At 68.2% G+C, this 12,689-nt stretch carries 11 protein-coding genes; 10 read left to right on the forward strand and 1 reads right to left on the reverse strand.

Features of this window, described 5'->3' with window-relative positions; all coding sequences use genetic code 11:
* The first annotated feature begins 3 nt into the window (after positions 1–3).
* The 9 genes from OG254_RS18365 to OG254_RS18405 all read left to right on the forward strand — a co-directional run bounded on the left by OG254_RS18365 (position 4) and on the right by OG254_RS18405 (position 10,027).
* A complete protein-coding gene (locus OG254_RS18365; protein ID WP_405583080.1) occupies positions 4–1,164 on the forward strand; it encodes an acyl-CoA dehydrogenase family protein in 1,161 nt (386 codons plus the stop codon).
* A 215-nt stretch (positions 1,165–1,379) separates the two neighbouring features.
* Positions 1,380–1,781, forward strand: a complete 402-nt coding sequence (locus OG254_RS18370; protein ID WP_405583082.1) for a peptidase inhibitor family I36 protein — start codon at positions 1,380–1,382, stop codon at positions 1,779–1,781.
* Positions 1,782–1,786: 5 nt separating this feature from the next.
* Entirely contained in the window at positions 1,787–2,698 is a 912-nt protein-coding gene (locus tag OG254_RS18375; protein ID WP_405583084.1) for a hypothetical protein, read from the forward strand.
* A gap of 145 nt (positions 2,699–2,843) precedes the next feature.
* The gene (locus OG254_RS18380; RefSeq protein WP_405583086.1) at positions 2,844–3,890 is read left to right on the forward strand and encodes an ABC transporter substrate-binding protein; all 1,047 of its coding nucleotides are present in this window, start codon (positions 2,844–2,846) and stop codon (positions 3,888–3,890) included.
* Between the two features lie 139 nt (positions 3,891–4,029).
* Complete coding sequence (locus OG254_RS18385; RefSeq protein ID WP_405583088.1) at positions 4,030–4,839, forward strand: siderophore-interacting protein; 810 nt, start codon at positions 4,030–4,032, stop codon at positions 4,837–4,839.
* Between the two features lie 173 nt (positions 4,840–5,012).
* Positions 5,013–6,455: a lysine decarboxylase DesA gene (gene desA / locus OG254_RS18390; protein ID WP_405583090.1), complete on the forward strand. Its 1,443-nt coding sequence runs from the start codon at positions 5,013–5,015 to the stop codon at positions 6,453–6,455.
* Positions 6,439–7,716, forward strand: coding sequence for a lysine N(6)-hydroxylase/L-ornithine N(5)-oxygenase family protein (locus OG254_RS18395; RefSeq protein WP_405583092.1), 1,278 nt, complete (start codon positions 6,439–6,441; stop codon positions 7,714–7,716). Before desA ends, OG254_RS18395 begins: the two co-directional genes overlap by 17 nt.
* Complete coding sequence (locus tag OG254_RS18400; protein WP_405583094.1) at positions 7,713–8,258, forward strand: GNAT family N-acetyltransferase; 546 nt, start codon at positions 7,713–7,715, stop codon at positions 8,256–8,258. The genes OG254_RS18395 and OG254_RS18400 overlap by 4 nt, the downstream gene beginning before the upstream one ends.
* Entirely contained in the window at positions 8,255–10,027 is a 1,773-nt protein-coding gene (locus OG254_RS18405) for an IucA/IucC family protein (RefSeq protein ID WP_405583096.1), read from the forward strand. The genes OG254_RS18400 and OG254_RS18405 overlap by 4 nt, the downstream gene beginning before the upstream one ends.
* 138 nt (positions 10,028–10,165) lie before the next feature.
* On the opposite strand, the gene OG254_RS18410 is transcribed toward OG254_RS18405, so the two are convergent.
* Positions 10,166–11,740 carry a beta-N-acetylhexosaminidase gene (locus OG254_RS18410; protein ID WP_405583098.1) on the reverse strand — a complete coding sequence of 525 codons (1,575 nt, stop codon included), beginning with the start codon at positions 11,738–11,740 and terminating at the stop codon, positions 10,166–10,168.
* Between the two features lie 88 nt (positions 11,741–11,828).
* Here OG254_RS18410 and OG254_RS18415 point away from each other — a divergent pair, with 88 nt between their 5' ends.
* The gene (locus OG254_RS18415) at positions 11,829–12,686 is read left to right on the forward strand and encodes a DUF4429 domain-containing protein (protein ID WP_405583100.1); all 858 of its coding nucleotides are present in this window, start codon (positions 11,829–11,831) and stop codon (positions 12,684–12,686) included.
* The last annotated feature ends 3 nt before the right edge of the window (positions 12,687–12,689 follow it).

Here is a 12,689-nt window from a genome sequence, read left to right on the forward strand (position 1 = left end):
GCCATGGACCACCGTCTCTCCCCCGAACTCGAGCAACTCCGCCGCACGGTGGAGGAGTTCGCCCACGACGTGGTGGCGCCCAAGATCGGCGACTTCTACGAGCGTCATGAGTTCCCGTACGAGATCGTCCGGGAGATGGGCCGCATGGGCCTGTTCGGCCTGCCGTTCCCGGAGGAGTACGGCGGCATGGGCGGCGACTATCTGGCGCTCGGCCTGGTGCTGGAGGAGCTGGCCCGGGTGGACTCCTCGGTCGCCATCACGCTGGAGGCCGGCGTCTCCCTGGGCGCGATGCCGATCCATCTCTTCGGCACGCCGGAGCAGAAGCGCGAGTGGCTCCCCCGCCTGTGCTCCGGCGAGATGCTGGGCGCCTTCGGTCTGACCGAGCCGGACGGCGGCAGCGACGCGGGCGCGACCCGCACGACGGCCCGCCTGGACGAGTCGACGAACGAATGGGTGATCAACGGCAGCAAGTGCTTCATCACCAACTCCGGTACGGACATCACGGGCCTGGTCACGGTCACCGCGGTGACCGGGCGCAAGGCCGACGGCAAGCCGCTGATCTCCTCCATCATCGTCCCGTCCGGCACCCCCGGCTTCACGGTCGCGGCCCCCTACTCCAAGGTCGGCTGGAACGCCTCCGACACCCGTGAGCTGTCCTTCGCGGACGTCCGCGTCCCGGCGGCCAACCTCCTGGGCGAGGAGGGGCGTGGCTACGCCCAGTTCCTGCGCATCCTGGACGAAGGCCGGATCGCCATCGCGGCGCTCGGGACCGGCCTGGCGCAGGGCTGCGTGGACGAGTCGGTGAAGTACGCCAAGGAGCGCCACGCCTTCGGCCGCCCCATCGGCGCCAACCAGGCCATCCAGTTCAAGATCGCCGACATGGAGATGAAGGCGTACACGGCCCGCCTGGCGTGGCGCGACGCGGCGAGCCGCCTGGTCGCCGGGGAGCCCTTCAAGAAGGAGGCGGCCCTGGCGAAGCTGCACTCCTCGACGATCGCGGTGGACAACGCCCGCGACGCGACGCAGATCCATGGCGGCTACGGCTTCATGAACGAGTACCCGGTCGCCCGCATGTGGCGGGACTCCAAGATCCTGGAGATCGGCGAGGGCACGAGCGAGGTGCAACGGATGCTGATCGCGCGGGAGTTGGGGCTGGTGGGCTAGAGCACCCGACATGTGCCGGGGACATCTGACGACAAAGTCTCCGATGTCCCTCCGTCAGCATGTGACACAGCAGCAATATCAATTCCCTAGTAAATCAAGGGTTGTTACGATCACTCGGCTCACGCGGCGAGAAGTTCCGGGGCGCCGCTTCATCCGTGCTTGACCAACATTGGGGATCTGTCATGCGCTTGAGCCGAAAGCTCGCTTCCCTTGGCGTGACCGCCGCCGCCACGGCGGGTCTGGTAATCGGGGTCGCCCCGCAGTCGAATGCCGACGCGGCGCTTACCTGCCCCGACACCCAGACGTACTGCATGGTGTTCTACTACAACACGGGTCAGGCCGGTTCCCGCACCGTGTTCCGCGGGTTCGACCACTACAGCCTTAACGGCTACACGTTCCTGAGCACCGGCGCCGGAAAGGGCCAGGCCGTCAAGAACAACGCCGCCTCCGCGCTCAACCTGGCTCCCTACAACCTGGTGATCTACTACAACAGCAACCTCGCGGGCGCCTGCGACGCCATGGATGAGTTCGGGTCCGCGCACCAGCTCAAGAACACGTACAACAACAACGCCTCCTTCGGGTACGGCCGTTACGACGGCAACTGCTACAAGTTCTGATCCGCGTGCGACGCCTGGCACCCGCGTGCCTGGCCCTGGCCGCCGCCCTGCTCGGCTGCTCCTCCGGGAGCGGTCCGGGCGAGGGCGGCGGCCCGGCCGGGGCCGCCGAGAATCCCGCCGCATCGAGCGGCACCGCGGCAGAGCCGCAGGTCAACTATGTCGACCAGCTGCCCATCGCCCGCTACAGCTACACCGATACCGAGACAGCCGCGATCGAGTCCGCGCAACAGGTTCTGACGCAGCGCTGTCTGCGCACGTTCGGTATCTCCTACAAGCCGTCGAAGCCGGACACCGAAACCTCACCGCCCGCCGACCGCCGCTACGGGCTGGCCAGCGCGAGCGAGGCGGCCCGCCTCGGGTACCACGCCGACCTCGGCCCCCTGCCGCCCGGACCCGACCTCCCGAAGGACGCCCTCCAGGTGTTCTACGGAAACCGGGGCGCGGCGCAGGGCAGTAGCGAAAGAATCACGTACAAGGGGAAAGAGGTGCCCTCGAACGGCTGCTTCGGCCAGTCGGTCGCACAGCTCTCGAAGGAGTATGACGATCCGGCAGGGGCGGAGATCGCACGCCGTATCTCCACGCAGAGCTACGAGGATTCCCTCGCCGACCCGTCGGTGAATGAGGGATTCCGGAAATGGTCCGCCTGCATGCGGAGTTCTGGATTCCGATACCCGTCTCCGCTTGACCCCCTCAACAACAAGGCATTCCAGGGCGAGGAGATTTCCGCGAAGGAGAAGGAGACCGCGGTCGCGGATGTGCGCTGCAAGGAAGAGACCGGGCTGCTCGATATCTGGTTGAAGGCCGAATCCAGCATCCAGCAGGCGGACATCGACAAGGACGGCGCGGCCTTGAAGAAACTCCGCACGGCCCACCGCGAGAAGGTGGAGGCGGCACGGCGCATCGTCGCGAAGGGCTAGGCATACCCAGGTCCCGCTGCAGGACACCCCTGGGCACGGTGACACCTGCCACACCGGCCCCACCTCTGGACAAGTGCTGAGGTTAGGCTAACCTACCTTCGAATTGTCCGGCGGGTGATCCGCCCTGTTCGAAAGCAGCGTACCCATGCCCAACGCCAGAGCCTCCCACCTCACCCGCCGCGGCATACTCGCCGCGGGCGGCGCCCTCGGCCTCGGGGCCGCGCTCGCAGCGTGCGGGGACGACGACGCGAAAAGCAGTGGCTCCGGCGAGGCCACGACCGCTGCCAAGTCCGGCCCCTGGACGTTCAAGGACGACCGCGGCACCAGCGTGAAGCTCGACAAGGTCCCGACGAAGATCGTCGCCTTCGTCGGTGTCGCGGCCGCCCTCCACGACTACGGCATCGAGGTCAAGGGCGTCTTCGGCCCGACCAAGACGCAGGACGGCAAGGCGGACGTCCAGGCCGGCGGCATGGACATCAGCAAGCTGACGGTCTTCGGCAACGTGTGGGACCAGTTCAACGTCGAGGAGTACGCGGCGTTCGCCCCCGAGGTCCTCATCTCCACGACCTTCGACAGCGCCGGCACCCTCTGGTACGTCCCCGAGGCATCCAAGGACAAGATCGCCAAGCTCGCCCCGAGCGCCGCGATCTCCGTCTACGACCGCCAGATCACCCAGCCGCTGCAGAAGCTGTGGGAGCTGGCCGAGTCCCTCGGCGCGGATCTGAAGGCCGACAAGATCGCCCAGTCCAAGAAGGACTTCGAGGCCGCCGCCGAGCGTCTGCGCAAGGCCGCCAAGTCCCGCCCCGAGATCAAGGTCATGGCCGGTTCCGCCAGCCAGGACATCTTCTACGTCTCCGGCACGAACCTCTCCATCGACCTGGAGTACTTCAAGTCCCTCGGCGTGAACTTCGTCGAGCCGCCGGAGAGCGCCAAGAAGGAGGGCGGCGGCTGGTTCGAGAGCCTCAGCTGGGAGAACGTCGACAAGTACCCGGCCGACATCATCATGATGGACGACCGCTCCTCGACGATTCAGCCGGCCGACATCACCGAGGCGACCTGGAAGAAGCTGCCCGCGGTGAAGGCCGGTCAGGTCATCGCGCGTTCGCCCGAGCCGATCCTGTCGTACGCCAAGTGCACGCCGCTTCTCACGAGCCTCGCGGAGGCCATCGAGAAGGCCAAGAAGGTCGCCTGAGGAAGAGCCACTTGAGGTTGTGGGGCGACTGCGGGCCGGTTGTGGCTGGTCGCGCCCACGCGGCGGGGCCGCAAATCGATGCGGCCCCGCGCCCCCAAGAAGGTTGGCATCCCTGACGTCGATTCAGGAGTTACCCCCCATGACCACCGCCGTCGCCGCCCCCTTCCGCTTCTTCTCCCTCCAGGTCGTACGGACGCGGCGGCTCGGGCCGTCCATGGTCCGGGTCACCTTTGGTGGGGAGGATCTGGAGTATTTCTTCTCCGACGGGTGTGACCAGAGCCTGTCGATCTTCCTGCCGCACCCCGGCCAGACCGAGCCCCAGGTTCCTCTCGAACTCGGCGACGGCTGGTGGCAGGGCTGGCGTGAACTCCCGGACGACGTCCGCGCCGTGATGCGGTCCTACACGCTCCGCGCCCTGCGCCGCGGCCCCGACGAGGTCGACATCGACTTCGTCCTGCACACCCCCGCCGGCCCCGCCTCGCACTGGGCCTCCCGCGCCGGCGCCGGTGACCGGGTCCTGGTGCTCGGTCCCGCCCTCGCCGACAACCGGGCGATCCGGTTCCGGCCGCCGCAGGACACCGATCTCGTCGTGATCTGGGGCGACGACAGCGCCGTACCCGCCGTCTCCGCCATCCTCGAAAGCCTGCCCGCCGGCACCCGCGCCCGGGTGTGGCTGGAGGTGCACGACGCCGGGGACATCCAGGACCTGGCGACCGAGGCCGACGCCGAGATCACCTGGCTGGTCCGGGAAGAGGCCATCGACGCCATCCGCGCCGCCCAACTCCCGCCCGCCGAGCACCCGTACGTCTGGATCGCCGGTGAATCCGGCAGCGTGAAGGCGTTGCGCCGGCACTTCGTCGGGGAGCGCGGCGTCGACCGGCGCCGGGTCACCTTCGTGGGGTACTGGCGGCAGGGACTGAGCGAGGAGCAGCTGCGTGAGCAGGCGTAACTGCCCCTGAAAGCAAGGCAATCGGGTGGCTACCGCGGCGTAAGTGATCGTAGTCACCCTTACTGCTGCCATGATTCAAAGGAACTTAGGTTAGGCTCACCTAAGTTGCACCCCACCTTGTACGTCACGGCAACCCCGCACTTCACGGCCCGTCCCCACCGGAGGACCTCCCCATGCGCTCGCACCTGCTCAATGACACGACCGCGGAGCGGTACCGCAGCTCCGTGACCGAAGGTATAGAGCGGGTGGCAGCCAAACTCGCCGCCACCGACCGTCCGTTCACCGGTGTCACCGTCGACGCCCTGGCCCCGACCATTGACGCGATCGACCTCGACCAGCCGCTGCACGACACCGCCGCGGTGCTCGACGAACTGGAGGACGTCTACCTCCGGGACGCGATCTACTTCCACCACCCCCGCTACCTCGCCCACCTCAACTGCCCGGTCGTCATCCCGGCCGTGCTCGGCGAGGCGGTCCTGTCCGCCGTCAACTCCTCCCTGGACACCTGGGACCAGTCGGCCGGCGGCACCCTCATCGAGCGCAAGCTCATCGACTGGACGACGGCCCGAATAGGCCTCGGCGAGAACGCCGACGGTGTCTTCACCTCGGGCGGCACGCAGTCCAACCTGCAGGCGCTGCTGCTGGCCCGTGAGGAGGCCAAGAGCGACAGCCTGGCCAAACTGCGCATCTTCGCCTCCGAGGTCAGCCACTTCAGCGTGAAGAAGTCCGCGAAGCTCCTCGGGCTCGGCCAGGACGCCGTCGTGTCCATCCCCGTCGACCACGACAAGCGCATGCAGACCGTCGCCCTCGCCCATGAGCTGGAGCGGTGCAGGAAGGACGGCCTGGTCCCGATGGCCGTCGTCGCCACCGCCGGCACCACCGACTTCGGCTCCATCGACCCGCTGCCCGAGATCGCCGCGCTGTGCGAGCAGTTCGACACCTGGATGCACGTCGACGCCGCCTACGGCTGCGGTCTGCTCGCCTCCCTGAAGTACCGCGGCCGTATCGACGGCATCGAGCGCGCCGACTCGGTCACCGTCGACTACCACAAGTCCTTCTTCCAGCCGGTGAGTTCGTCGGCGGTACTGGTCCGGGACGCCTCGACCCTGCGGCACGCGACCTACCACGCCGAGTACCTCAACCCGAAGCGCATGGTCACCGAGCGCATCCCCAACCAGGTCGACAAGTCCCTGCAGACCACCCGCCGCTTCGACGCCCTCAAGCTGTGGATGACCCTGCGCACGATGGGCGCCGACGGCATCGGGCAGCTCTTCGACGAGGTCTGCGACCTGGCCGTCGAGGGCTGGCAGCTGCTGGCCGCCGACCCGCGCTTCGACGTGGTCGTGGAGCCCACGCTCTCGACCCTCGTCTTCCGCTACATCCCGGCCGCCGTCACCGACCCGGCCGAGATCGACCGCGCCAACCTGTACGCCCGCAAGGCCCTGTTCGCCTCCGGCGCCGCGGTGGTCGCGGGCACGAAGGTCCAAGGCCGCCACTACCTGAAGTTCACCCTGCTCAACCCCGAGACGACGGCCGAGGACATCGCCGCCGTCCTCGACCTGATCGCCGGCCACGCCGAGCAGTACCTGGGAGAGTCCCTTGACCGCGCGTCCTGAAAACCCGACCAAAACCCATGACTTCGTGGGGATCGGGCTCGGCCCGTTCAACCTCGGCCTCGCCTGCCTGACCGAGCCGATCGACGAGCTCGACGGCGTCTTCCTGGAGTCGAAGCCGGACTTCGAGTGGCACGCGGGGATGTTCCTGGACGGCGCCCACCTCCAGACGCCGTTCATGTCGGACCTGGTCACCCTGGCCGACCCGACCTCGCCGTACTCCTTCCTGAACTACCTGAAGGAGAAGGGCCGGCTGTACTCGTTCTACATCCGCGAGAACTTCTACCCGCTGCGGGTCGAGTACGACGACTACTGCCGCTGGGCCGCGAACAAACTGAGCAGCATCCGCTTCAGCACGACGGTCGCCGAGGTGACGTACGAGGACGACGTCTACGTCGTGACGACGACCGCCGGTGACACCTACCGCGCCCGTCACCTCGTCCTCGGCACGGGCACCCCGCCCTACATACCCGAGGCCTGCCGGGACCTCGGCGGCGACTTCCTCCACAACTCCCGCTATGTGCAGCACAAGGCGGAGCTCCAGAAGAAGGAGTCGATCACGCTGGTCGGCTCCGGGCAGTCCGCGGCCGAGATCTACTACGACCTGCTCAGCGAGATCGACGTCCACGGCTACCGGCTGAACTGGGTCACCCGCTCCCCGCGCTTCTTCCCGCTGGAGTACACCAAGCTCACGCTGGAGATGACGTCCCCGGAGTACGTCGACTACTTCCGCGAGCTGCCGGAGGCGACCCGCTACCGGCTCACCGCCGAGCAGAAGGGCCTGTTCAAGGGCATCGACGGCGATCTGATCAACGAGATCTTCGACCTGCTCTACCAGAAGAACCTCGGCGGTCCCGTGCCCACGCGCCTGCTGACCAACTCCTCGCTGAACAGCGCCCGGTACGAGAACGGCACCTACACGCTGTCCTTCCGCCAGGAGGAGCAGCAGAAGGACTTCGACCTCGACTCCCAGGGCCTGGTCCTGGCCACCGGCTACAAGTACGCCGAGCCGGAGTTCCTTGCGCCCGTCCGCGACCGCCTGGTCTACGACTCCCAGGGCAACTTCGACGTCGCCCGCAACTACGCCGTCGACGTCACCGGCCGCGGGGTGTTCCTGCAGAACGCCGGCGTCCACACGCACAGCATCACCAGCCCCGACCTGGGCATGGGCCCGTACCGGAACGCGTACATCATCCGCGAGCTGCTCGGCACCGAGTACTACCCGGTCGAGAAGACGATCGCGTTCCAGGAGTTCGCCGTATGACGTTCACGTTCCGCCCCCTCGACCCCCTGAACGACGCCGAGCTCCTGCACGCCTGGGTCACCGACCCCAAGGCTGCCTTCTGGATGATGCAGGACGCGAGCCTGGTGGACGTCGAGCGCGCCTACATGGAGATCGCGGCCGACGAGCACCATCACGCCCTGCTCGGCCTCCAGGACGGCGTCCCCGCCTTCCTGATGGAGAAGTACGACCCCGCCCACCGCGAACTGGTCGGCCTGTACGACCCGCAGCCGGGCGACATCGGCATGCACTTCCTCACGCCGCCCACCGACAAGCCCGTCCGCGGCTTCACCCGGTCCGTCATCACCGCCGTCATGGCGCACCTCTTCGAGGACCCGGCGGTGCGGCGGGTCGTCGTGGAGCCGGACGTCTCCAACAAGGCCGTCCACGCCCTGAACGAAGCCGTCGGTTTCGTGCCCGAGCGCGAGATCCAGAAGCCGGAGAAAAAGGCGCTGCTGAGCTTCTGCACGCGCGAGAGCTTCCTTAACAGGCACAGTTTGTCCGCCCGAGGAGTAGCCGTATGACCCTGTCCGACGCCGTAGCGCATCTGTCCCCCCACCGCTGGGCGCGGGCCAACCGCCTCCTGATCCGCAAGGGTCTCGCCGAGTTCGCACACGAGCGCCTCATCACGCCGGAGGCCACCGGCGACGGCGAGTACGCCGTCCGCAGCGACGACGGTCTGACGCGGTACACCTTCAAGGCGGTGATCCGAGCCCTCGACCACTGGCAGGTCGACGCCGACTCGATCACCCGCCACCGGGACGGCGCCGAACTCCCGCTCGCCGCCCTGGACTTCTTCATCGAGCTGCAGAAGTCCCTGGGTCTGAGCGACGAGGTCCTGCCGGTCTACCTGGAGGAGATCTCCTCCACCCTCTCCGGCACCTGCTACAAGCTCACCAAGCCGCAGGTCCCGGTCGCCGAGCTCGTGAAGGCCGGCTTCCAGGCCATCGAGACCGGCATGACCGAGGGCCACCCCTGCTTCGTCGCCAACAACGGGCGGCTCGGCTTCGGTGTCCACGAGTACCTGTCGTACGCCCCCGAGACCGCGAGCCCGGTCCGCCTGGTGTGGCTCGCGGCCCACCGCTCGCGCGCCGCGTTCACGGCCGGTGTCGGCATCGACTACGAGTCCTTCGTACGGCAGGAGCTGGGCGAGGAGACCGTCGAGCGCTTCAACGGCGTCCTGCGCGCGCAGGACCTCGACCCCGCCGACTACCTCTTCATCCCGGTCCACCCCTGGCAGTGGTGGAACAAGCTCACGGTCACCTTCGCCGCCGAGGTCGCCCGGGGGCACCTGGTCGTCCTGGGCGAGGGCGACGACGAGTACCTGGCCCAGCAGTCCATCCGGACCTTCTTCAACCGGTCCAGCCCCGAGAAGCACTACGTGAAGACGGCCCTGTCCGTCATCAACATGGGCTTCATGCGCGGTCTCTCGGCCGCGTACATGGAGGCGACTCCGGCCATCAACGACTGGCTCGCCCAGCTCATCGACAACGACCCGGTGCTGCGCGAGACCGGCCTGTCGATCATCCGCGAGCGCGCGGCCGTCGGCTACCGGCACCTGGAGTACGAGGCGGCGACGGACCGCTACTCGCCGTACCGCAAGATGCTGGCGGCGCTCTGGCGCGAGAGCCCCGTCGCCTCCCTCCAGGAGGGCGAGTCGCTGGCCACCATGGCTTCGCTCGTCCACGTCGACCACGAGGGCGCGTCCTTCGCGGGCGCGCTGATCGAGCAGTCGGGGCTGACGCCGGTGGAGTGGCTGCGCCGCTACCTGAAGGCGTACTACACCCCGCTGCTGCACAGCTTCTACGCCTACGACCTCGTCTACATGCCGCACGGCGAGAACGTCATCCTGGCCCTGAAGGACGGCGTCGTCGAGCGCGCGATCTACAAGGACATCGCCGAGGAGATCGCCGTCATGGACCCGGACGCGGTGCTGCCGCCGACGGTCGAGCGGCTGCGCGTGGAGGTCCCCGAGGACAAGAAGCTCCTGTCCATCTTCACGGACGTCTTCGACTGCTTCTTCCGCTTCCTCGCCGCGAACCTGGCGGCCGAGGGAATCCTGGAGGAGGACGACTTCTGGCGCACGGTCGCCGAGGTCACCCGGGACTACCAGCACTCGGTGCCCGAACTCGCCGACAAGTTCAAGCAGTACGACATGTTCGCCCCCGAGTTCGCCCTGTCCTGCCTCAACCGCCTCCAACTGCGCAACAACAAGCAGATGGTCGACCTGGCGGACCCGGCGGGCGCCCTCCAACTGGTCGGCAACCTGAAGAACCCCATCGCAGGGCTGTAGTCCACGGCCCCACGAGACAGGCGTGCACCCCCGGAGTACGGTCCTCCGGGGGTGCACGTCTATATGTCCGGGGCGTGCGCGCCGTCTTTTGGGGGCGCGGGGAACTGCGCGATCAACCCCCACCGGCCCGCAGGCGAATCACCAAGGAACCTGCGGCGACCGATAGAAGTTGATCCCCAACGCCTCCCACCGCGGCCCCTGCGCAGCAAGCCGCACCTTGTAGGCATCCCAGTCGTGCGTAGAAGCCGGCGACCACCCGAGCTCGGCCACCCCGGCCAGCCTCGGGAACGCCATGTAATCGATGTCCGCGGACTTGGTGAGCGTCTCCGTCCACATGGGAGCCTCGACACCCCGAATCGCCGAAGCAGGCGCCCCCGGCAGATAGTTGCCGGGATCCCAGTCGTACGACCGCTTCACCTCGACCAGACCGGCCCAGTCCAGCCCCAGCGGAGTGTCCGCCGTGTACTTCATGTCGAGGTAGATCCGGTCGGCCGGAGACAGCACGATCCCCGTCCCGTTCTGCGCGGCCTTGGCGACCTGCGCCTTCTCCTCGGCACTCGTACCGTCCAGCCCCCAGTACTGGGCGACAGCCCCCGGCGCCGGAGTCGCCCCCGTCAGCTGGTGCCAACCGACCACCGTCTTGCCGTACTTGGCGACGAGCGGCTGCACGCGGTCCATGAACTTCACATAGTCCTCGTGGCTGGTCGAGTGCGCCTCGTCCCCGCCGATGTGGAGGTACTTGCCCGGCGTGAGCGCGGCCAGCTCACGGATCACGTCGTCCACGAAGTCGTACGTGATGTCCTTGCCGACGCACAGCGAGCTGAAGCCGACCTCGGTGCCGGTGTAGAGCGGCGGCGCGACGCCGTCGCAGTTCAGCTCGGCGTAGGAGGCCAGCGCAGCGTTCGTGTGGCCGGGCATGTCGATCTCGGGGACGACCTCCAGATAGCGGGAGGACGCGTACCGGACGATCTCCTTGTAGTCGGCCTTGGTGTAGTACCCGCCGGGGCCGCCGCCGACCTGGGTCGAGCCGCCGTAGGCCGCCAGGCGCGGCCAGGAGTCGATGGCGATGCGCCAGCCCTGGTCGTCACTGAGGTGCAGATGCAACTTGTTGATCTTGTACGCGACGAGCTGGTCGACGTAGCGCTTGACCTGGTCGACGGTGAAGAAGTGCCGGGAGACGTCCAGCATCGCGCCGCGCCAGCCGTAGCGCGGGGTGTCCTTGATCGTGGCGCCCGCGACCAGCCAGGGGCCGGGCTGGACGGAGTCCTTCTCGACGGCCGCCGGGAGCAGCTGGCGCAGGGTCTGCACACCGTGGAAGAGGCCGGCGGGCTGGGCCGCGGAGATGGTGACGCCCTTGCTGCCGCTGTCGAGGCGGTAGCCCTCGGCGCCGTACGGGCCCTTCGTCAGGCGCAGTTGGATGCCGCCGCCACCGTGGGCGGTGACGGGGAGGCGGTAGCCGGTGGAGGGGCGCAGGACGGTCGCGAGGTACTCGCCGATGCGGCGGGACTCGCGGGAGTCGTCCACGCGTATGCGTGTGTCGCGCGTGATGCGATAGGGGGATCCGCTCGCGGTGACCGACGCGGGCGCGGGGACCACCCGGTCGAGCGGGGAGGGCGATGCCGCCCGCGCGGGCGCGGCTCCCGTCACGGAGACGCCCATCGCGACCAGCAGCAGGGAACCGAGAAGGCGAAACGATCTGTGGCGCTGTCTCACAAGGCCGTCCCTTCCATGAGCCGTTGAGCCCTTGAGCTCCAAGAGGTCTGGACCACTCTCTCGTGAGACTGGTGGAACAATCCACCCCATGGCGGAAATCATCCAGAAGGACGGCACGTGGGTCTTCGACGGCGACGCGCTGCGGCTGACTCCCGGACGGGACAAGAACGTCAGCCTGTTCCGCAAGACGCTGGGTGAACTGGTCCTCCCCCTGGGGGCGTTGGCGGGGGTCTCCTTCGAGCAGGGCAAGAAGGCCGGGCGGCTGCGGCTGCGCCTGCGCGACGGCGCCGACCCGCTGCTGCACGCCACCGGCGGCCGGCTGACCGAGCCCCACGACCCGTACCAGCTGATCGTGGAGTCCGACCGCTACGGCGTCGCGGAGTACTTCGTGGACGAGGTCCGCAATGCCCTGCTCCTCGACGAGGTCCCGGCCGACCCGGTCGACGCGTACCTGGTGCCGGGCCCCTCGGTCCCGCTGTCGGTCGCCGCCGGGGACGCCACCGCCAGCTTCGACGGCGAGCGCGTCCGGCTGGAGTGGAACTGGAAGACGGAGGACGCCAAGGCCGCCGCCGGCGCCCGCTCCCTCGCGCTGACCGACATCGCGGCCGTGGAGTGGCATCCGGCGGCGGGCCTGGAGAACGGCCACCTCCGCTTCACCGTCCGGAACGCACCCACCAAGGCCCCGCCCAAGTACGACCCCAACGCCGTGGAGCTGTGGGGCTTCAAGAAGGACCCGCTGATGGCCCTGATCGCGGCGGCGGTGCAGGCCCGCCTGCCGCATCCGGCCGCGCCCGTCGCGGCCGCCGAACCGCAGGAGGACCCCGTGGTGCAGGACCACGACGCCCTCCTGCGCCGCCTGCGCGAACTCGGCGAGCTCCATCGCACCGGCGTGCTGACGGACGAGGAGTTCACGATGGCCAAGCAGGCGGTTCTGAAGCGGATGTAGCAG

It is taken from the genome of Streptomyces sp. NBC_01092 (assembly GCF_045039535.1).
Taxonomy (GTDB): domain Bacteria; phylum Actinomycetota; class Actinomycetes; order Streptomycetales; family Streptomycetaceae; genus Streptomyces.